Raw genomic sequence first — 21,498 nt, forward strand, 5'->3', positions numbered from 1 at the left:
TGCCCGAGTCCATCACGATGACGATGCGCGAAYTCGACCGATTCAAGGTGATTCAGGCCGTGGTCGAACAAGGCCTGCCGATATGGCGCGCGGCCGAGAAGCTTGGCCTGTCGCGGCGACAGATCGAACGGCTGGCGCTCCGATATCGCRAGGACGGGCCCTGTGGGTTGGGTTCTCGCAAGCGTGGATGCAGCAGCAATCGGCAGCTTCCTCCTGGTCTGGAATCCCGCGTGCGCGGCCTGATCCGCGACAGCTACGCGGACTTCGGGCCGACTTTGGCGGCCGAGAAGCTACGCGAGCGCAACGGCACCCGAATTGGCGACGCAGACGGTCCGTCGGATCATGATCGACGCCGATTAGGCGCAGTCTATTCCCTCGCCGACATCCCCCTCGCCCACGCCCGACTCGAAAGTTCCGGCAACGGCCTACAGGGAAAAATCGCGATAGCGGTCGGACCGTTGGCGCAGCTCGACATGGAGAGGGCTCTCTGCGAATAGAACTCTGCCATTCGCCTCCATCACCTCTATTCCTTCGTCAAGGTCGTAGTTTGAGCAGTCATTGCGGACGGCGCTACCGGTTGATGGTGTATCTTGCCTGCTCCACGCTTTACCACCATCCAGCCACTACCGCTTGAGTGCTCAATGCTGATCTCCGTCATCTCCAACGGCCAATCACCAAGACCTCCCGGGCAATTTGAACCCGCCGTACCATGGTGGAGTTTTACTAAGACAGTATTGGCCGCGACAGCTCTGACACTGGTGCGAGACAGACTGCTCGACCTGGATACTTCACTTCCTGAAAGCGCATTCACCTTGCGCCAACTCCTGCGGCACGAGGCTGGACTCGCAGACTATGGCGAGCTTCCCGAGTACCACGCTGCCATTGCAAACCATGAAGCGGCATGGTCGCCAGACGAGATGATGCGCCGTCTCGATGGTCGCCGGCTTCGATACACCCCCGGAGCTGCCTGGCGCTACTCGAATGTTGGCTACATGCTCGTAGCAAGGCTTATCGAACGTGCGACAGACCAGCCGCTTGAAGAAGCCGTCAGGCGGCAGGTGTTGGTGCCTCTCGATATTTCGGCGGCTCGTTTCGCAACGGAGCGCACAGATATACACCGGGATTACCTCGACAGTTCGTTGAACTACGATCCGGCCTGGGTCTATCACGGATTGCTGATCGGCCCCGTTTCGCAGGCTGCTCTTCTTCTGGATCGTCTGCTCGCCGGAGAGCTTCTTCCCGCCAACTTGCTTCAGGATATGCAGTCGACACGGGTACTGGGTGGCCCGATCGCCGGGCGTCCCTGGATTTCGCCAGGATACGCTCTGGGTCTTATGCGAGGCGCTATCGGAGGCGGCTTGATCGTGGCTGGACATACCGGATGTGGGCCCGGAAGTGTCGTGGCGGTCTATCGTGGCGCCGTTGGTGAAGCCACGGCGTGCTGCGCAGTTTTCTCGCCGGGTGCAAATGAGGGGGACATCGAGGCGCACGTTGTCCAGCAGATACATGAGGCGCTGGAGAAAACGCGCTGAGGGCATTCTCCGGTCATGCCTGGCGTCTAGTGGATATCAGTCTCTGCCCATCCTGGATGCCCGCTTTGGGTTGGAACTACTGGGGCGTCAGCTTGATCGAGGCGGCCATCTTCCTAAGCCTCTCGGTCTCGTCGACGTAGAACTTCGCGGACGCCGCAAGGGTCTGTGGCTTCATCGGCTGCACGCCGGAGAGCTCAAGCGCCTTGATCAGTTCGGGCGACCGCAGCGCTTGCTGCGAGGCGTCCGTCAATACGCGGGCACGCTCCGCTGGGACACCGGCCTTGCTCATGACGCCCAGCCAGATCGAATACACGAACTCGGACTTGCGCGCGACGCTGGTTTCGGAGATGGCAGGCACGTCGGGCAGAGTTCGCATGCGCTGCGTGTCCAGCACCGCCACCGCCTTGATCTTGTGYGTTTCCAGCAACTGCGTGGAGGCACCGAGGTTTGGCAGAATCGTCATGTCAATCTGGCGACCGGTCAGGTCTGCCAGCATTGGCGTGGCGCCCTTGTACGGCACCTGCAGCATCTTGGCGCCGGTCAGCTGAGCCATGTATTCGGCGACGATGTGGTACATGGTCCCGTAGCCCGGATTGCCGAAGGTCAGGCTATTGCTACCTGCCGACTTGCCGGCCGCGATGATCTGTTCCAKCGASTTGTACGGCAGGTCGCTGCGCGTCATCACGACGAGTGGGTGGTTCGAGACCGGCGCCAGCAGAGTTAGTTCCTCTGACTTGTACTTGGCGCTGGCAAGCGCCAGCGGCGTCAGGATGGCCTCGTTGGGCGAGCCCATGATGAGCGTGTAGCCGTCTGCCGGACGGCTCAGCAGCCGCTGCACTGCCAGCGCGCCGCCGGCGCCGGGCAGATTCTCGATGATCACGGGCTGGCCGAGCGCCTTGGCCATTGCCGGCTGCATGGCCCGCGCCAGCACATCGGCGGGCCCTCCCGGAGGAAATGCGACCAGCATCGATATTGGCTTGGTGGGAAACGCGTCGGCAGCGGATGCCGGTGCGCCGGTCAGCGTCATCCCCAGGATGACGGCACTAAGCGCCATCCAGCGKTTGGCGGGGGGGTGTCCTCGGTCTTGCATCTCGTCCTCCACTTTATTAGACCTTCTCGCATCGATACGAGAACCGGTTGTGAGGGGATTGTTGGCCGGAAATYTTGTTCGAGATACAGCAATCCTTACACAAGATCGTTGCTCTGTGGGCAACGCAGAGCGGGAAGGACATGAAGGCGCGATCGGCCWGCAGTCGCCGCTYGAGACCGTGAGAGGCCGTTCAGTGTGTGGCGATATCGGCTATGCTCCGCAGCATCCGCCTTCATCCAGTCGTTCCTCCCATGGGCCATTCGCAAGCCTCCAGGCAAGCCACTCACGCACGCATTGTCACCATTGCGGCGCAGCGTTTCCGCGTGCACGGACTTCGCGGCATCGGCGTAGCGGACATCATGCAGGAAGCCGGGCTGACGGTGGGCGGCTTCTACAAGCACTTTCCCACACGTGAGGCGCTGGTCTGCGAGGCGATGGCCGAGGCGTTCCTCGATACCGACCAGTGGAGCCTGCGCCTGCGTGCAAATCTTCGGCGATCATTGCGGGAATACCTTGGGGAATCGCATCGGGACCGGCGCGAAAACAGCTGCGGCATTGCGGCCTTCCTGAACGACACGGGTGTCAGCGGTGTGGAATCGCGCGCGTTGTATACGAATCGGCTGCGGCGGTTGGTGGAACTGATTGCGTCGCTGCTGCCGGAGGACGGAGGCGACAGGCGGGCCAAGGCGATGCTGGTGTATAGCGCGTGCGTAGGGGCGCTGACCCTGTCACGCGCGGTGTCCGATGCAAAGTTATCGAGGGAATTGCTGAATGCCGTGGCGGATCARCTGATGGCGGTGATTGAAAYGCCMGACCGCTCCCCTGCTCCTCTCCCTGAGGGAGAGGAGCGCTAAGCTACCTACTGCACTTCCCAGCCACCTCCAGCCGCCGCAAAGATCCGCACCAGTGCCTTGCGCAAGTTCGCATCCGAGGCCGCCTGGCGTGACTCCGCCTCTAGCTGATCCCGTTCCGCTACCAGTACATCGAGCAGTCCCACATACCCATATCGATATTGCAGGCGCGCCAGTTCTGCCGCCTTGCGGTTCTGCGCCACCCCTGCCGTCAAGGATGCATTCTTGACGTTCTCGTTCAGATACCCGGACAGCGCGTTCTCCATGTCCTCCAGCGCATCGAGCACAGTCTGCTGATAGCCGAGATAGGCCTGCGTCTGCCGTGCATCGGCCGCGTTGATCTGCGAGCGGATGCGACCGAAGTTCAGCACCGGCTGGATCAGCCCGGCGCCAATCCCCCACGGTGTTGATGAGAACGGCGATGCGCTCTGCGCCCCGAAGAAGGCCGTCAGCGAGATGTTGGGAAACAGTTCCGCCACCGCTGCCTTGCGCGCCGAGATGCTCGCTGCGAACTGGCGCTCCGCCACACGCACGTCGGGCCGCGTGGCCAGCACCGTTGCCGGGGCCGAGACAACGATGCCTGGATCGAGCGGTTGCCAGGCCGGCTCTCCGGCAAGCATCGCCGACAACGAGCCCGGCGTGCGGCCCAGCAGGCTCGACAACCTGTTCATCGCGCCGTCGTATCCGGTACGCAGCGTAGGCAGCAGCGACTCCGTTGCGGATACCTGTGCGGCGGCACGCTGTACGTCGAAGTTGCTCGCCAGCGCGCCCTGCTTCTGCGCCTCGATCAACTGCAGTGTGCGGCGCTGGCTGTCCAGGTTGCGTTCCGTGATGCCAATCTGCTGCGCGAAGTTGCGCAGTTCGAAATAGCTGCGTGCCACCTCGGCCAGCAGCGCCACGCGCACCGCCTGCTGGCTCGCTTCAGCGGACTGCAGCACCGCAGCCGCCTGTGCCGTGCGTGCCTGGTTGCGGCCAAACAGGTCCACCTCCCACGCGGCCGAGATCGCCACTTGATTGATCGTCACGGCCTGGTCATTGGTCACGAACCCCCGGTTGCCGCGCTCGGAGCTGGCCGTCGCATTGACCTGCGGCGCCAGCGCCGATTGCGCCAACAGGCGGCCCGCGCGGGCCTCCTCCACCCTGGCTTTGGCAATCGCCAGTGCCTTGTTGCTGGCCAATGCCTCGCTCACCAGGGTATCGAGTGTCGGGTCGCGGAAGCGCGACCACCACGTCTGGTCTACGCCGGCACCGGCGTCGGCCACCAGATAGGCGTTTGCCGCCCCATTTCCGTCCTCCAGCTTCGTCCACTGCGGCGCAGGATCGATGCCCGACGACTGCGGCCCCACGGGTGCCGTGCAGGCCGCCAGCGCCGCAGCCGCCAGCGCCGTCATCAGCTTAAGCTTCAACATGGTGATGCACCTTTTCGGTCTTGGTGATGCGCTTCTCCAATGCGCGCGCCATCACATAGAAAATCGGGGTCAGGAACAGGCCGAAGAACGTTACGCCGATCATGCCGAAGAACACCGCCACCCCCATGGCATGGCGCATCTCGGCACCGGCACCGTGCGACAGCACCAGCGGCAGCACGCCTGCGATAAACGCGATGGATGTCATCAGGATAGGCCGCAGCCGCAGGTGAGCCGCCTCCACCGCCGCCGCAAACGTGGACTTTCCCTCGATCTCCAACTCGCGCGCGAACTCGCCGATCAGGATGGCGTTCTTGCACGCCAGCCCTATCAGTACGAAGAAGCCGATCTGCGTGAACAGGTTGTTGTCGCCCTTGGTCAGCCACACGCCCATGATGGCCGAGAACAGGCACATGGGCACGATCATGATGATGGCCAGCGGCAGGAACACGCTTTCGTACTGCGCGGTCAGCACCAGGAACACCAGCAAGATGCAGATCGGGAACACGATCAGCGCCGTGTTGCCGGCCAGGATCTGCTGGTAAGCCAGYTCRGTCCATTCGAACGTCATCTCGCCGGTCAGCGTGTCGTCCAGGATCTTGSTGATCGCGGCTTGTGCCTGCCCCGTGGAGTAACCGGGCGCCGGGCCGCCGTTGATATCGGCCGAGCGATAGCCGTTGTAGCGTGCGGCGCTCTCCGGCCCGCTGGTGTCGCTCAGCGTAACCACCGCGCCCAGCGGCACCATCTTGCCCTCGCCATTGCGCACCTTCAGTCGAAGAATGTCATCACGCGACGAGCGGAAGTCCGCATCGCCCTGTGCAATCACCTGATACGTGCGGCCGAACTTGTTGAAGTCGTTCACGTACAGCGAGCCCAGGTAGATCTGCATGGTCTTGAAGATGTCATCCACGTCGATGCCCAGCTGCGACGCCTTGGTGCGATCCACATCGGCAAATAGCTGCGGCGTGGTGACGCTGTACGTGGAGTACACCCCGGCCAGCTCGGGCGCCTTGCGCGCTTTCTCCAGCACCGTGTTGACGGTCTTGCTCAGCGCCAGGTAACCCACATCGCCCCGATCCTCGATCTGCAGCTTGAAGCCGCCCGTATTGCCCAGCCCTTGCACGGGCGGCGGCGGAAACACAGCGATGAACGCATCCTTGATGGCGCTGTACTTCTGCTGCAGCGCGCCGGCCAGGGCCGGACCGGACGAGCCGATCTCGCGCATCTCCTCGAACGTCTTCTCGCCGAAGAACACGGTTGCCGACGAAGAACTGTTGATGAAGCCATTCAGCGACAGCCCCGGGAACTGCACCGCATTGCGGAAGCCCGGCTCCTTGGCGGCGATGTCGGTCATCTGCCGCACAACCGATTCGGTTCGCTCCAGCGTGGCACCATTCGGCAGCTGGATCAGGTTGACCAGATATCCCTTGTCCTGGATCGGCACGAAGCCCGACGGCACCTTGCTGAAGCCCAGCACCGTGGCCCCCAGCAGCACGAGGTAGATGGCGATCGAACCGCGCTTGCGATGCAGCGCGCGCGTCACGCCCCCGCTGTACGCCTCGGAACTGCGGTGGAAGAATCGGTTGAATCTGGTGAAGAAGCCACCAAGCAGCCGGTCCATGAAGCGCGTCAGCCGGTCCTTGGGCGCATCGTGCCCGCGCAGCAGCAGCGCCGCCAGTGCCGGCGACAGTGTCAGGGAGTTGAAGGCCGAGATCACCGTGGAGAACGCAATGGTCAGCGCAAACTGGCGATAGAACTGCCCGGTCAGGCCGCTGATGAAGGCAATCGGCACGAACACGGCGCACAGCACCAGGGCGATGGCGATAATCGGACCAGTCACCTCCTTCATGGCCTTGATGGTCGCATCGCGTGGCGAGAGCCCGGTGGCGATATTGCGCTCCACGTTCTCCACCACCACGATGGCATCGTCGACCACGATGCCGATGGCGAGCACCAGCCCGAACAGCGACAGCGCGTTGATTGAGAACCCGAACGCATGCATCGCTGCAAAGGTGCCCACCACGGACACGGGCACCGCCAGCAGCGGGATGATCGCTGCACGCCAGGTCTGCAGGAACAGGATGACCACAAGTACCACCAGCACGATGGCTTCGATCAGCGTATGCGTGACGGCGGTGATCGAGTCGCGCACGAAGGTCGTGGGGTCATAGGCGATGCGGTACTCGAGCCCCTTGGGAAACCGCTTGCTCAGTTCCTCCATCCGTGCCCGCACATTGTTCGATATTTCGATGGCGTTAGCGCCCGGCGACTGGAAGATCACCAGTGCCAGCGCCTGCTTGTTGTCCAGCAGTGCGCGCAGCGCGTAGTCGCTGGCGCCAATCTCGATGCGCGCCACATCCTTGAGGTAGGTAACCACCCCGCCGTCGCGCTTGACAATGATGTTCTCGAACTGGTCGACATCGGACAAACGCCCCTGCACGTTAACCGGCAACTGGATCTCGACGTTGTTCGCGTATGGCGCGGCACCAATCACCCCTGCCGCCACCTGGATATTCTGCTTGCGGATGGCGGCCACCACCTCGTCGGGATTCATGTTGCGCTCGGCCACTTTTTGCGGRTTGAGCCAGATGCGCATGGCGTAATTGCCCGAGCCGAACATGTTGATCTGGCCGATGCCGCTGATCTTGGCCAGTTCGTCCTTCACGTTGAGCCGTGCGTAGTTGCGCAGGTACAGCATGTCGTACTGGTCATTGGGCGAGACCAGGTGCACCACCATGGTCAGGTCGGGCGAACTCTTGACCGTGCTGACGCCGAGCTGGCGCGTCACGTCCGGCAGGCGCGGCAGTGCCTCATTGACGCGGTTCTGCACCAGTTGCGTGGCGAGGTCCGGATCGGTGCCGAGCTTGAACGTCACGGTGAGCGTCATCTGGCCATCGCTGGCGGCCTGCGACGACATGTAGAGCATGTTCTCCACGCCGTTGATCTGCTCCTCGAGCGGCGTGGCGACGGTTTCGGCAATCACCTTCGGATTGGCGCCCGGAAACTGCGCGCGCACCACCACCGACGGCGGTACCACTTCCGGATACTCGGAGATCGGCAGCTTGGGGATGGCGATCAGCCCAGCCAGGAAGATAATGATGGAAATGACCGCCGCGAAGTTGGGCCGATCGACGAAGAATTTCGAGAGATTCATGCTGTCACTCCGCCAAGGGCGGCGTGCCCCGCGCCGGGCCCGCCGATGCCGTCTTCACCGCCTCGGGAGCGGCCTCCCTCGGGGCGACCACGACATCGGGGCGGACGAACTGCAAGCCCTTGGTCACCACGCGGTCGCCCGCGTTGAGCCCGCTCAGCACGATATGCCGGCCATCGACGCCCGCGCCGAGCGTCACTTCGCGATAGACGATCTTGTTCTCCGGCCCCACTACGAAGACGAACTTCTTGCTCTGGTCGGACCCCACCGCCACGTCCGGCACCAGTAGCGCACGGGTGTCTCCGCTACCGGCCAGGCTGATGGAGACGAACATGCCGGGCACTAATGCGCCGTCCTTGTTGGCAAAGCGCGCTCGCGCGCGGATGGTGCCGGTGTTCACATCGATGCTGTTATCGAACGTGTAGATCTTTCCCTGATAGACGTGTTCGGCATCGCCCTGGAGCCGCATGTCCACAGGGATCTGCTGTTCCTTGCTTTGCGTGTCCGCGTGATTGCGGATGGAGCGGACATAGCTCTGCTCGTCCACCTCGAAGTCCGCATAGATCCCATCGTTGGACACGATACGCGTGAGCACCGGCGCGTTGGGGCCCGGTTGCACGAGGTTCCCCACCGTCAATTCGGCACGACTGATACGGCCCGCGATGGGTGCCTTGACGTAGGCATAGTCGAGATTGATGCTGGCCTGCCGCAACGCGGCATTGGCGGCCAGCACCGCCGCCTGCGCCATGCGGTACTCGTTGCCGCGCTGGTCGTGCACGCTCTTGGGAATYGCCTCGGCGGCRATCAGGCCCTTGGCGCGGTCGTACTCGGTGGTGGCAAACTCCGCCCGCGCACGCGCCGAGGCGAGGTCGGCACTCGCGCGCGCCACGGCGGCTTCGTACGGCCGCGGATCGATCACGAACATGACCTCGCCRGCGCGTACGGACTGACCGTCGCGGACCTTCACTTCCACGATGCGCCCGCTCACCTCGGGCCGCACGAGCGCCTCGTCCACCGCCTTGAGTCGCCCGGAGAAGCTGGTCCAGACGCGCACGTCCTCCGGCTGCAGCGACTTCACGGTCACCTCCGTGGGCGCAGCGGCGGCCGGCGGTGCGGCGGCGCTTGTTTCGGTCAGCGCCACACTGGCTGCCAACCCGGCTGCCACCATGACGGCACCGACGCCCGCCAGCACCGGTGGACGGCGGAAAATGGATCTACGTTGTTCCATGACTTCACTCCTGCGAAGCGTGTCTTTGTGGATGGGATGTTCGTTGCGCGCGGCGCGGGCCGGCTTCGGCAGCGTGGAGACGGCGAGCGAAGAACGCTGCCACGTCGGCCAGCGCGCCGGCATGGGTCACGATCGACTGGTGTGACGCCTCGGCGTAGCGGGTGGTCTCGGTCGGCACGCCCGCCGCAATCAGTTCGCTGGCGTAGGTCTCGCCTTCGATGTGGCAGAGGTCGCGCGCGGCGCTCACGATCAGCGTGGGCGGCAACCGTTGCAGGCGGCGCGACTCCAGCGGCGCCACGTAGGGGTGCAAGTGCTGGAGGACGTCAGGCAAGTAGGCGCGATAGGCCATGGCGCAGTCGCTCGCCGAGAGATCGGCCCCAACCAGCCTCCCGCCATCGGCCAGCCGGGTCATGCTGGGGTCGAGTAGCGGGGCAATCAGCGCTTGCGCGAGCAGCGTCAGGTCCTTGCGGTCACGCGCCATGGCCGCGATGCCAGCCGCGAGGTTGCCGCCGGCATCGTGACCTGCGATACCCATGCGGCGCGCGTCACCGCCGTAGGTGCCCGCATTGGCCAAGGCCCAAAGCCCTGCCAGATACCCGTCCTCAAGCGGTACAGGAAACGGAAACCGGGGCGACAGCGAATAGCCCACCGCAATCACCACGGCTGGGGTGGCGGCGGCAATGGCCCGCGCTGCCGCGTCGGCGTACGCCACACTGCCCTGCACGAAACCGCCGCCGTGCAGGTAGAGCACCACGGGAGGCCGGACGTCCAGTCCGACCGGCACGTAGATGCGCAAGGGAATCGGCTGCACGTGACCCGCAATCCGCACGCTTTCCACGCGRRTCGTTACAGGAGGGGATTGGCCATTCGGGACCATGAGGGGCTGCCTRGAATTGCAAATGCTGCGATGCACGAAGTCTGGTACATTGCGAACTTCTGGTAAACGTTCATAATCCAGAACACAATTTGGCGTGACCGAACAATCGGGCCCGTAACGCACCAGGCGTTCCGGTCCGGCGCACCAATGAAGGGCAAGACGATGGATAAGGTCCAGGCAATGGAAGTCTTCACGCGCGTGGTGGAGATGAACAGCTTCTCGCGTGCGGCGGAGGCGCTGGGGTTGTCGCGCACGTCGGCCACCACGATCATCCAGGGACTGGAAGCGCACTTGCGCGTGCGGCTCATCAACCGCACCACGCGGCAGCTCAGGCTGACGCCCGAGGGCGCCGACTATTACGAGCGCTGCATGCGCATCCTCGCGGAGATTGCCGAGACCGAGGTGGCCATGACGCGCTCTGGTCAGGGGCCGATGGGCAGGCTGCGCGTGGAGATGCCGGCGGCCATCGGCCGCGCCATCGTCGTGCCGCGGCTGCATACGTTCCACGCGCGTTTTCCCGACATCGAACTGGTGGTGGGCTATGGCGACAAGCTCGTGGACCTGATCCAGGACGGCGTGGATTGTGCGATCCGCGTCGGACCGCTACAGGACTCGAGCCTGGTAGCGCGCGGCCTGGGCGACATGCACCTGGCCACCGTGGCCAGCCCGGCTTATATCGCCCGCCATGGCATCCCGCGTACGCTGGCCGACCTGGCACACCACACCGCCATCCATTACTTCTCCAACCGCACCGGGCGCACGCTGGACATGAACTTCATCGTGGACGGCAATCCGGTGGAGGTGGCGATGCGCGGCCGCGTCAGCTTCAATGACGCCGATGCCTACGTGGCGTATGGCCTGAGCGGCGCCGGCATGCTGCAGGCGCCCCGCTTCATGGTGAAGGAGCACCTGCGCAGTGGCGCGCTGGTGGAGCTATTGCCGCAATGGCGGCCACGGCCGATTCCGATTGCGGCGATCTATCCGCAGAACCGGCATCTCGCGCCAAAGGTGCGGGTGTTCGTCGACTGGGTGGCGCAGATGTTCGAATGCTGCCCGCTGCTGGCGGCGGATGAAGGCAAGTGTCCCGATGCGATGCCGCTGGCAGGCGCATCCGCTCGCGTGCCGGCCGCGGCCCCCGCGATAGCACACGAGCACGAAGCCGTGCTGTAGGGCGCCAGCGTCCCTAGCGCAGCGGCGTGGCGAGTTGGACCAGACCGTCCGCCACGTTGTCGAGGAGGTCTTGCGAGTACGCGGGATCGCTGACGGCACGGGACAACCCCATCGCACCGACGAAGGCGGAGAGTTGAAGCAGCGCCATCGCCCGTGAATCGGCGTGCCCTTCCGCCTTGTTGAGTCCTTCCAGGAAGTCCAGCACGCSGTTCACCTCGAGCGTATAGGCATCGCGTGTGGTCGGGTCTGCGTGCGCGATGTCGTGCACCAGCGCCACCAAGGGGCAGCCAACACCGGGTGCGTCCCGGTGCGCGGCATTGAGGTAATTSCGCACCGCACTGGGCGCATCAGGCGATCCTGCAGCCCACTCATCGAGACTGCGCGCGGCGATAYGGACGACTTCGGCCAGCATTGACTCGCGCGACGAGAAATGCCGGTAGAACGCCCCCGGCGTAATACCTGCCTCGCGGGTGATCTCAGCCAGCCCGATCCCTGAAAAACCATGCTCGCGRAAGCGCTGTGCGGCGACGGCAAGTATGCGTTGACGCGTAGAGGCCTTCGTCTCCTTCGAGTGTCCCATGTTGCATGCAGTGATTCAGCGGTTGGCAATATGGCACGCATTGTCGCGCGTAAGTCTCAAGCCAGCAATCATGACGAGATCCACTGCTCGCTGGCCTTCTTGGGTTATTCGGCGAACAGGTCGGGGCCGAAAACCTCGTAATGAATATGCGACTCACGAATGCCCAATCCCTTCAGCGCGTCATGCTGGAGCCGCATGAATGGAATCGGGCCACAAATGTAGTAATCGGCATCGGTCAGCAATATCGAATCCTTGATCGCCGCCACGTCGATTAGCCCGGCAAAATCGTAGTCGTGATTGGCGATATCCTCCGGCAGTGGCGCATCGTAGAACACGATCAAATCGAAATTKGGRAATGTCCGAGCCGTCTCGCGCAGCCGGTCGCGCATGGCGTGAACGCTCCCATTACGGGCACCATGCACGAAAACTACATGCCGCTGCGGGTCCTGGATCGCCTGCGTCAGCATGCTGACCATCGGCGTCAGCCCTACGCCGCCGCTAATCAGCACGATGGGCGTGCGCGCATTGACGTCGATATGGAAACTGCCATAAGGCGCTGCCAACCTGACTTCATCGCCGACATTCACGTGGTCATGCAGCAGGTTCGATACATAGCCCGCMGGCTGCGGCCCGCCCCCTTCACGCTTGACCGAGATCCGGTAGCTGCGGCCATTCGGCATATCGGACAGGCTGTACTGACGAATCTGCTGCATACCCAGTGCAGGCACGTTGATGGCAACGCTGGTGTACTGGCCGGGCTCAAAGTTGACCACCGGCCCGCCATCGACGGGTTCCAGAACGAATGAGGTGATAACGCTGCTTTCCGCGTCCTTTGACCGCACGACAAAATGCCGCCAGCCCGTCCAGCCCCCGTCCTGTGCCCCCGACCGCTCATACAGATCGCTTTCCATCCCCATCAGCACATCGGCAAGATTCCCATACGCCTGCGCCCATGCCGAGATAATGTCGTCCGTCGCTGCACTGCCCAAGACTTCCTTGATCGCCGCAAGCAGATGCTCCCCGACGATAGGATATTGCTCGGGACGAACACCCAGACTCGCRTGCTTGTTSGCRATATTGGTTAATACCGCCATCAGACTGCTCGGATCCTCGATATTTTCCGCATAGGCATAAACCGCCCGCGCCAACGCCTGCTGCTGCTGCCCCCGCTCCTGGTGAGCCATGTTGAAGATGTTCTTCAACTCAGGATGGGCCTGGAACATGCGCGTGTAAAAGCACTTGATAATGTCGTAGCCGTGCTCAGCCAGGACGGGAGCGGTGGCCTTGACGATGTCTTTGGTTTTTTGGGTGAGCATGGGGGATCTCCTTGGGGGCAGGTCAAGCGGCKYAGGCGCTTGAACAGCATAGGAGACGTGAGGCGGAGCGGTGAGGCGAGGCTTATGCCATCGCCGCTGGTCGAGTCGTCCGTCGGCCGGTTGCGGTCCTGCTGGAACCGCAACCGSCCCGCCTCTCCTCAGGGCCTCGGCTCGACAATGGCGATCGCCACGTTGCCGTTGCCGGTGGGGAATGGGCTGCCCGGCACCGCGGTCAAGGCACCGCTCGTCCCGTTAATCGCGTAGCCGTAGACCGATCCATTGAGCGCCGGCGCGTACAGAAACTTCCCGTTCGGCGTCACGCGCAGCCTTTGGGTGCCTATCCCGGCAGCAACATTCACCGGAGCCGTTGTCGGCATGCCTGTTGTGGCATCGATCTGAAGAGACGAAATATTGTTGCTGCCGCTGTTGGCCACGTAGGCAAACTGGCCGGAAGGTGCCATCGCGATATCGGTCGGCGCCGAACCCACTGCAAACGCGTTGGTACCGACAATGAGGCCAGAACCGGCAGCCAGTGCATGAACGCCGACGGTGCCGCTGCCCATGTTAGGGGTATAGAGAAACGCCCCGTTCGGCGAAAGCACAGCCGCATTCGGTCCGATGCCTCCGGAAGGCGTGTCAGCAAAAAATCCGATATAAAGATCGCCCCGCAACGTCGTGACCGCATCCGCACTCGTGCCGGCCACGTAGATCCACTGTTCGTCGGGTGAAATCGCGATAGCCGTCCCCGCCTGCGTTGCGGATCCCACCTTGATGTTGCTAGTCCAGGCACGCGGCATACCACTGGCGGCATCCACGTCGTACCGAAATGTCCAGCCAGAATCCAAGCCTACGTAGAACGACTGCCCAGAGGGCGACACGGCGATGGTTCTAACTCCCGCGATTGGACTCGGTATCGCGGCAGCTGGCACGGCTTCCAAAACGCCGGATGCCGGGTCCAGCGCAAATGGCATCAATCTGTCTGTGTCTCGCATCAGCGCGTACGCTACCCGTCCCGACGGCAAAAAGGCGAGATCGGCGATCTGCCCCGTGGCCGCAAACGGACTACCTTGCACCGCGGCGAGCGCGCCGCTGATCGGGTCGATCCGGTAGACAGATAAGGTGCGGTCTGTGCTGTTGGCCACCACGGCAAACTGCGCCTGCACACAGGTGATCGCAATGTTGGTCACGCTGGCCGCCGCGAGCGTGCCGCTGCCATTGCCCACCGTGCAGGTCTGCCCGGCGGGTTGGCCGACCACGGTGACGTTGTAGGCCGTGCCGACAGCGCGCGAAGCCGGCATCGCGAAACTGCCGTTGGCATTGACGACCTGGGTGTCGCCATTGGTGTCGGCCAGTTGCAGGCTCTTGCCCGCAGCCAGGCCCGACACGGTGCCGCCCACGGTGTAGATCGTCGGTGCAGCGCCTCGCGACAGCGCCGCATTGGCGCACAGCCGGCCGCCAGCCGGGGCGTCGGCGCAGGCCGTCAGCACGCCGGCTGCGGCGGCGACGGCCGAGACAGGGCTCGCCACCTGGGCGCTGTGGCCGTCGGCGGCTGGGGTGGCCACGAAGCTGGCGCCATCCGTTGTCCACGCCCAGTTGGTGAGATCCCCTGCCCCGTCCACGCCGTCCGAGCGGCGCACGGCGACGGTCACGGTCTGCGCGGCGCCGCCGGCCGTCACGACCAGACTCGCCGGGGTCAGCACAAGGGTGTACGACTTGGCGGGCGCGGCCTGCACCACCAGATGGGTGATGCTGGTGATGCGGCTGCCATCGGCCAGCGTCGCCGTGGCCGTGATGTTGGCCGCGCCGGCGGCCAGGGTCTGGATCGTGGCGTAGGTGCCGACCGGCCCCATGACCGATGCCGAGGCGGCTGGCGCCTTGTCCGAGGCGCTCGCCACGGTGGCCACGGCCGGATCGGAAGACGTCCAGGCGAAGCTCGCGCCCTTCACCTCGGTGCCGTCGGCGGCCAGCAGCGTCGCCTTGAGCGTCAGCGTGCCACCCGCCACCGGCGCGGCGCTGCCGGTGTCGACCACCAGGCGCGCTGCCGCGGGCGTGGCGGTCGGGCTTTCGGGGGGATCATCGGAGCCGCAGGCGGCGAGCAAGGCCGCGGCGAGCAAGGCAAGGCCGGCAGCGCGCGCGCCGGCAATAGCGTGTGAGACATGGCCCCAACCCGTATCTATATAGAGAGGGCCGCCCAAGCCTTGAGCCGGCGGCCACTTGCGCCCTCAACGGGGCAGCTTGCGCGCGACTCTATCAGCGCCGGCGATATGCCACATCCCCCAATCGGGGGGTGGCTGGTGCGAGCGCATCGAATACCCACCACGGCCCTCGTGGACAACACGCGAGCGGCCTGCTAGTGTCCTCGGCAATCCCAACCTTCCAGCGATCCCAATGCGTGAATCCCTGACGAGGCAGAAAAAGGCCCCTGATCCTCATGCCACGGAACCCGGCTCCGCCGAGCGATCGGCAACGCCGGTGGGGGCGGGCGGCCGGCAGGCGCTGGTCGACCGCTCGCCCCGGCAGTTGCATCAGCGCCAGGCGCTCGCGTCGCTGACTGCCGCCGGCACGTCTCCGGTCCTGCAAGGCAAGTTCGTCTACAAGAAGGATGAGGAATTGCGCGACATCAGCAGCCGGGCCGCCGCAGGGAAGCTCGCCARGGAACTCTATGGCGACGAGGCCACGCCCAGTCAGATCGCCGCCTTGGTTGCGCTCGCCACCAAGGGCGACCATGGCACGCTGAACACGCATGAACTCCTCGACAAGCTCGACGACCCCCGCCTGGAACGGTTCGCGCTGAAACAGATTGGCCGCCGCCTGCATACCACCCGGAACGTGGGCGCGTCTTATCCGGAAGCGCGCTCGCGGACCCATCGGCATCTGGCGCAAGAAGAGCAGGAGGCGAAGGCCAAAGCGGAAAACAAGAAGAAGCGCAAGCGGAGCGACGACGACTCGGATACAGAGGCCGTGGAGGCCGATCCGGTGGGCGATTTCTCGTACGTCGACCTCCATTCGATCCTTGCCGCGGCCACCCAGGGCATGGATCCCGAACAGGCCAAGCAGGCCGCCCAGGCCGCGGTGGACAATTTCGAGCGCATGAAGCTCCATGTCGATGTCCGGATGGACGCCGACATCCAATTGATGGTGCAGCATGCCCTGCAATATCAGGCGTTCAATCATCCGCAACTGAAGGGGCGCCGGAAGCAGGGCCCGACCGACGAGGAGGCCGGGCAAAACCGGTTCCGCCAGTTCGAGCTGGAAAAGTCCAAGGCCATGCTGGTGCACGACGCCAGCCACGGCTTCGGCAGGACCCTGCCCCCCAAGCCCACCGAACCGGACCAGCCCGAGCTGGCGTTCTCCGCACTGATGGATGTCAACCGGCCGCTGCCCCAGAGCACCCTCGACGGTGCCACCTACAAGGCCGTTTTCCTCTGCACCAAGCAGATCCTCGAACTCGCCTATCGGGCCCTGCCGGAAAACAAGGCGCCCTCCCCGGAGAATTTCTTCACCCAGCGGCTGCACCTGAACAACGCCTTCGCCCAGCAGATGACCCAGATGGACGGCACGCATCTGACGACGCCGGACGAGGCAACCACCTACGTGCAGAACACGCTCGGCTTCCCGAAGTTCAGCACCCGCGGCGAGGAGTCGGACGATGACCAGTCCGATGCAGAAGACTATGGGACGCACAGCGACGCCAGCGTCATGGACGTCGATGAGAACATCTTCCAGAACAAGCCGAGGATGGACTTGTTCACGGTCAGTCTGGCCACGCTTTCCAAGGTGGCTTCGCAGAAGCAGCTGATCGACGAAATGGACTCGGCGCGCCCGGCGCGCCCCGGCCGCAAAACCGCCGAGGAGCGCGACCGCAAGCATACGAAGCGCCGCAAGCTGCTGAAGCGGCGCGTCGAATGGGCGAACCAGCAGCACGGTACGGACTTCCACGTCACGCGGCTGGAGTCCGACTACCTGAAGCGCAAGAAAGCCCTGATCGACAAGATGGAGACTGGTCTGGAGATGGAACTCGACAAGACCGTGGACACAGACGAGCGCCAGGCGCTGGAGGACAAGCTCACGATGCTGTCCGACCTGCAGGTGAATCTCGACCAGTTCTACACCGACACCTCGGTCAAGTCGCTGCGCGAGAAGCGCACGGCAAGCAAGCGCTGGAAGGCCACGAAGGCCCACAAGCCGACCTTCGGGCCCGTGGGCAGCGAGAAATCGCTCACGGCCTACCTGGACGACTAGAACCAGACGCCGGGCGCCAGCGGTGGCGCCCTGTCACAGCCCCCGCTTTCCGCGTCGCCGCTGGTGGTGGAAGATCCGCCGGTAGGCCTCCGGATAGGTCTCCGGGGAGACCAGCACCAGCGTCCGCACGGCCGTTTTCTGGTCCTCCCGCAGCCCGTTCCAGGCGATATGCATCGCATTCGGCGCCTTGCCGTTCAGGTCCGCCGCCAGCGCCTGCATGCCCTTGTAGTATCCGGCGTTGCGGGGCATGTCCGTGAGCAGGTGCACGTTCTTCGCGCCGGCCGTCTCGGCCAGAATCCGATAGATGATGGTCGACTGGGCCCCCGTGGTGTCTCGCATCTCGTTGTTGACCCGGTCCACATACTCGGGCTTCTGGGTGGGCGCGAAATCAAGGTCGCCCAGAGGCGCGTCGGGGGTTTCCGCCGCGCGTTCCGCCCCGGGCACATAGGTCACGATGAAGTTCTTGTTGCCCTTCATGAGCGCCAGGTTTTCGCCCGATGCCGCCATGCGCAGTTCGTCCACCCGGGCGTCGGCACCATGGACGGTGTTGTTCGAGCCGAGTCCGGTGTAGATCTGGCCCAGGTGCGGCTTTTTCTTGCGAAGGTCGTCGAAGCGCTTCGCCGCATCGGGCGAATTGTTGAACAGGATAATTTCCCACCAGGGCTCGGGATGCGCCTTCTTGAACTGGCTGATGGCCTTGGCGACCGCACCCTCCAGCTTGCCGCTGTATTCGGCCTCCAGCCGCGTCTTCTCATCCTTTTTGCGCTGCTTCGCATTCGGCCCCGTGATCAGGTTGGTTGCCGCCGTGATCTTCTCGTCGGCCTGGTGYCCCTTCATTTCGATTTCCACCCGCAGCGGCTTGCCACTGGCCGTGAAGTAAGACTGCGCGACGCCAAGCGTGCCGTCGAGGAAGCCCCTCAATGTCAGGAATGCGCTGTCGGCACTGGCGGTGCGCTGGATGCCGGTCAGCTGGGCAGCGGTCAGGTCCTCGATATGCGTGTTGTCGCCWACCAGTGCGTGGTGCACCAATTTTTGCGCGTCAGAGAGCTGTTCCTTGATGTTGCCTTCGTGGCTGAGGATCGGCACATCGTCCTGCGACAGGAAGACATCGCACTCGATACCGTCCAGCGACGGTGCCGTGGGGGTGCGCGTGGTCTGGGCATAGGCCGCGTCGAACGCCGACTTCGAGTTTTCCGCGGGGTTGCCGGTGCGACGCAGATCGGTCTGGCGGATCAGCCCGCCGCGCGTGCGGTTGGTGGGACCATGGCCGCGATGCGCGACGATGCTGACGCCGGGGCGCTCGGCCATTCTCAGGCGCAGCTTGCGCAGTTCAAGCTGGACATCGTCCGAGCTGTGCTGGTTCTCGAGCCAGAAATCGAGCGGCCCGAGCAAACTGTACGCCTCGTAGTCCTGCGACGTGAGGGCGGTGTCCGGTTTCACGGCCTCCTGGAGTGCGCTGACGCTGTCGCGGTGAATGCCGTCATCGGCAGGCACGGTCGCCTCGGTGAGGCCGAGATCGGTATCGACGGTCACCAGGAAGGTCTTCAGCCCCGTCACCACCGGGTCGATATGGGGCACCGCCCGGTTCTGGTAGAGCGCGCCGGCAAGGCGGTTCAGCTTGCGGAAACGCTGGAACTTGAGCGAGGCATCGAGCGGCGCCTCGGGATGGCCCTCCGCCTGCTTGCCGGCCTTCGTTGTCGCATGCTCGACGTCGCCATACGCGTCKGGCTTTCGCTGGATTGCCCCGTGCGCGGCCGCCACGCCAGACCGGGGCGCTGCCGTGCCCTGCCCCCCTGCCAGCGCCAGGCTGCCCATCCGGTCAGCCTCCCGCTCGAGAGCTTCGTCATCATTGACGGGAATTCCCGCCTTGAGCTGGCGCGTGGGCTGCACGCGGCCTTGTGCCTGTTGCACGACGTGCCACGCCTCGTGGGGCAAGTGATGCGCCTGACCAGCCGCCAGATGAATGTCGTGGCCCTGGGCATAAGCCAAGGCCTGCGCGCGCGCCGGCGCTGGCGAGTTGTAATGAACCTTCACGTGGTCCATTGACATGCCCGAGAGCGCTTCGATCCCCGACTTCAGCTGTGCCGGCAGGCCATCGGACCGCGCATCGGCCATCGCCTGCCGGTCCCGCAGCGCGTTAGCGCGCTCGCCATGGCTGGCGAGGTCCTGGGCCTGCCGSTGGACGGGCGCCTGCAGGCGCCCGTCGTGCATGGCGTCGTGGGCGTTCTCAGGCTCCCGTCGCGCGCGCGGCGATGCGTGGCTGGCTTCGGGGCGATGGGGCTTTTCCACTTTCAGGCGCATGGCAGGTCCGTCTTCTTCCGTCTACTTGAGGGTGGATCCAATACTAGTCAATCGAATGTCACGCGACGATGTCACATGAAGTGGTCGGAGGCGCCAGGGACTAAGCGCCCCGCTATCGCGGCGCGATACGGGATTAAACGCCGCTTACATCTCGATTAAACAAGAAGAAATCGCTCGTTGTTTTACGCGTTTTTTCCGCAGGATGCGCAGCGGGTACGCGATCTATAGTACTGTCCGATACGCGTCGGCCCCCAGGTTCCATCCTGTACGAGGCCGGCCAAAATCCCGGCTGACGGCGCCGCAACCATGCGTCCAATGCAAAGGCATTGCCGGAGAGCTGTTGAGTCTTTTCGGGAATTCGGACGAATGATGAGTGGTTCATTGCCTGTGCCGGCATCGCACTTCGACGATTTGCGTGCCGTCTCTTACCATCGGGGCAGCCATACCGCGCTTGACCCCGCCGCCCGCGCGGCCCTGGCCCAGACATTGCACGACGACCTTGCGCAACGCCTCTCGTTCGCGCTGATCCAGATCGACACGGCCACCCAGGGAGCCGCCGCCGCTGCCGCAAGCACGAGCAGCGACCCGCGCGACGCGGCGCTGCGCCACGGCCGCCAACTCGTCAAGGACGCACTGCGCACCACGCGCGACGTGATTGCCGGCCTGCTCGATGCGGCCACGCCGGCAGCCCCGGAGCCCCCATGCGCGTTTCCGGTGCAATGCGCGCGGATCGTAGAGGCCGCGCGGCAGCAGAGCCGGCAGGGTATCCATATCGATGTCGATGCGGCGCCGCTGCCCGCCGATCCGCCAGCGGCGGTGGCACGTGTGCTGTTGCGCGCGATACGCGAGCTGCTCGCCAACGCCGGCAAGCATGCGTCGGGGGCGCGCGTGGCGCTGGCCCTGCGCGGGGTCGATGGCGCCATCGACATTACGATCGCCGATGACGGCCCCGGCTTCGACGCCGCCCTGCTCCACCAGCCCGCGCGCGGCCACTGCGGCTTGCGCGGGCTGCCGGGCGCGCTGCGCCAGGTCGGGGCGGAACTCGCTCTCGAGACTGCGCCAGGCCGGGGCGTGCGCGCGCGCGTCCGCTGGCCGGGCGCGGGCGCGCCATGACCATCCGCATCGTGGTCGCCGACGACCACGCGATGATCCGCGAGGGCCTGATCGCACTGCTGCAGCGTGAAGCCGACATGGAAGTGCTGGCCCAGGCCCGCAACGGCATCGAGTTGCTTCACCTGGTGCGCTCGGTCCGGCCGGACGTGGCGATCCTCGACATCGGCATGCCGATCATGAACGGCATGGAGGCCATCCGCCGGCTGGCCGCCGAGTCCATGCCGTGCAAGATGCTGTGCCTGTCCGTCAACAACCAGCACCAGGAAGTCATCGCGGCGCTCGACGCCGGCGCATCGGGCTATGTGCTGAAGGAAAACTCCTACGACGAACTGGCCCGCGCCGTGCGCCGCGTGATGGCTAACCAGGTCTACCTGAGCGGCGAGCTGATCGGCGGCGTGCTCCACGCCGCGCGCAGCCCCGCCGCCGTGGAGGTGCCGCTGCGGCTGCCGCAGCTGACCGCGCGCGAGCGCCAGATCGCGCAGCTGTTTGCCGAGGGGCACAGCACCAAGTCGATCGCCCGCCTGCTGTTTCTCAGCGACAAAACCATCGCCAGCCATCGCGAGAACACCTTCCGAAAGCTCGGCATCCGCAGCATCGCCGAGCTGACGCGCTACGCGATGCGCGAGGGCCTGAGCCAGTAG

Annotated in this window: 16 protein-coding genes; 7 read left to right on the plus strand and 9 right to left on the minus strand. The window is 64.5% G+C overall.

All coding sequences use genetic code 11. The features are described from left to right. On the plus strand, nucleotides 1-497 hold a 497-nt coding region (locus tag AB4Z27_RS15530), incomplete at its 5' end, for a helix-turn-helix domain-containing protein (RefSeq protein WP_441644754.1). A 144-nt stretch (nucleotides 498-641) separates the two neighbouring features. Next, nucleotides 642-1,532, plus strand: coding sequence for a serine hydrolase domain-containing protein (locus tag AB4Z27_RS15535; RefSeq protein ID WP_441644755.1), 891 nt, complete (start codon nucleotides 642-644; stop codon nucleotides 1,530-1,532). Nucleotides 1,533-1,608: 76 nt separating this feature from the next. Here the strand turns inward: AB4Z27_RS15535 and AB4Z27_RS15540 are convergent, their stop codons facing one another. Then, a complete protein-coding gene (locus AB4Z27_RS15540; RefSeq protein ID WP_441644756.1) occupies nucleotides 1,609-2,559 on the minus strand; it encodes a tripartite tricarboxylate transporter substrate binding protein in 951 nt (316 codons plus the stop codon). Nucleotides 2,560-2,834: 275 nt separating this feature from the next. Here AB4Z27_RS15540 and AB4Z27_RS15545 point away from each other — a divergent pair, with 275 nt between their 5' ends. Beyond that, nucleotides 2,835-3,476: a TetR/AcrR family transcriptional regulator gene (locus tag AB4Z27_RS15545; RefSeq protein WP_441644757.1), complete on the plus strand. Its 642-nt coding sequence runs from the start codon at nucleotides 2,835-2,837 to the stop codon at nucleotides 3,474-3,476. Nucleotides 3,477-3,481: 5 nt separating this feature from the next. Here the strand turns inward: AB4Z27_RS15545 and AB4Z27_RS15550 are convergent, their stop codons facing one another. The 4 genes from AB4Z27_RS15550 to AB4Z27_RS15565 are packed head-to-tail and all read right to left on the minus strand — an operon-like array spanning nucleotide 3,482 to nucleotide 10,069. Next, nucleotides 3,482-4,882: an efflux transporter outer membrane subunit gene (locus tag AB4Z27_RS15550; RefSeq protein ID WP_255370868.1), complete on the minus strand. Its 1,401-nt coding sequence runs from the start codon at nucleotides 4,880-4,882 to the stop codon at nucleotides 3,482-3,484. Beyond that, entirely contained in the window at nucleotides 4,869-8,033 is a 3,165-nt protein-coding gene (locus AB4Z27_RS15555; protein WP_441644758.1) for an efflux RND transporter permease subunit, read from the minus strand. The genes AB4Z27_RS15550 and AB4Z27_RS15555 overlap by 14 nt, the downstream gene beginning before the upstream one ends. A gap of 4 nt (nucleotides 8,034-8,037) precedes the next feature. Beyond that, a complete protein-coding gene (locus AB4Z27_RS15560) occupies nucleotides 8,038-9,258 on the minus strand; it encodes an efflux RND transporter periplasmic adaptor subunit (protein ID WP_092296276.1) in 1,221 nt (406 codons plus the stop codon). 4 nt (nucleotides 9,259-9,262) lie between these two features. Next, the gene (locus AB4Z27_RS15565) at nucleotides 9,263-10,069 is read right to left on the minus strand and encodes an alpha/beta hydrolase (RefSeq protein ID WP_441644759.1); all 807 of its coding nucleotides are present in this window, start codon (nucleotides 10,067-10,069) and stop codon (nucleotides 9,263-9,265) included. 228 nt (nucleotides 10,070-10,297) lie between these two features. Here AB4Z27_RS15565 and AB4Z27_RS15570 point away from each other — a divergent pair, with 228 nt between their 5' ends. Then, nucleotides 10,298-11,305: a LysR family transcriptional regulator gene (locus AB4Z27_RS15570; RefSeq protein WP_092296823.1), complete on the plus strand. Its 1,008-nt coding sequence runs from the start codon at nucleotides 10,298-10,300 to the stop codon at nucleotides 11,303-11,305. Between the two features lie 13 nt (nucleotides 11,306-11,318). On the opposite strand, the gene AB4Z27_RS15575 is transcribed toward AB4Z27_RS15570, so the two are convergent. The 3 genes from AB4Z27_RS15575 to AB4Z27_RS15585 all read right to left on the minus strand — a co-directional run bounded on the left by AB4Z27_RS15575 (nucleotide 11,319) and on the right by AB4Z27_RS15585 (nucleotide 15,300). Beyond that, a complete protein-coding gene (locus tag AB4Z27_RS15575) occupies nucleotides 11,319-11,885 on the minus strand; it encodes a TetR family transcriptional regulator (RefSeq protein ID WP_441644760.1) in 567 nt (188 codons plus the stop codon). A 104-nt stretch (nucleotides 11,886-11,989) separates the two neighbouring features. Then, entirely contained in the window at nucleotides 11,990-13,201 is a 1,212-nt protein-coding gene (gene hmpA, locus AB4Z27_RS15580) for an NO-inducible flavohemoprotein (protein ID WP_092296285.1), read from the minus strand. A 158-nt stretch (nucleotides 13,202-13,359) separates the two neighbouring features. Beyond that, nucleotides 13,360-15,300, minus strand: coding sequence for a lactonase family protein (locus AB4Z27_RS15585; RefSeq protein WP_441644761.1), 1,941 nt, complete (start codon nucleotides 15,298-15,300; stop codon nucleotides 13,360-13,362). Between the two features lie 289 nt (nucleotides 15,301-15,589). Between AB4Z27_RS15585 and AB4Z27_RS15590 the strand changes: the two genes are divergently transcribed. After that, nucleotides 15,590-17,443: a hypothetical protein gene (locus tag AB4Z27_RS15590; RefSeq protein WP_441644762.1), complete on the plus strand. Its 1,854-nt coding sequence runs from the start codon at nucleotides 15,590-15,592 to the stop codon at nucleotides 17,441-17,443. A 33-nt stretch (nucleotides 17,444-17,476) separates the two neighbouring features. On the opposite strand, the gene AB4Z27_RS15595 is transcribed toward AB4Z27_RS15590, so the two are convergent. Beyond that, nucleotides 17,477-19,744 carry an eCIS core domain-containing protein gene (locus AB4Z27_RS15595; RefSeq protein WP_441644763.1) on the minus strand — a complete coding sequence of 756 codons (2,268 nt, stop codon included), beginning with the start codon at nucleotides 19,742-19,744 and terminating at the stop codon, nucleotides 17,477-17,479. A 387-nt stretch (nucleotides 19,745-20,131) separates the two neighbouring features. Between AB4Z27_RS15595 and AB4Z27_RS15600 the strand changes: the two genes are divergently transcribed. After that, on the plus strand, nucleotides 20,132-20,857 hold the full coding sequence (locus AB4Z27_RS15600) for a sensor histidine kinase (protein WP_441593323.1): 726 nt from the start codon (nucleotides 20,132-20,134) through the stop codon (nucleotides 20,855-20,857). Beyond that, the gene (locus tag AB4Z27_RS15605) at nucleotides 20,854-21,498 is read left to right on the plus strand and encodes a response regulator (RefSeq protein WP_441593103.1); all 645 of its coding nucleotides are present in this window, start codon (nucleotides 20,854-20,856) and stop codon (nucleotides 21,496-21,498) included. Before AB4Z27_RS15600 ends, AB4Z27_RS15605 begins: the two co-directional genes overlap by 4 nt.

Source organism: Cupriavidus sp. KB_39, assembly GCF_052114485.1.
In the GTDB taxonomy this organism is placed as follows: Bacteria; Pseudomonadota; Gammaproteobacteria; order Burkholderiales; family Burkholderiaceae; genus Cupriavidus.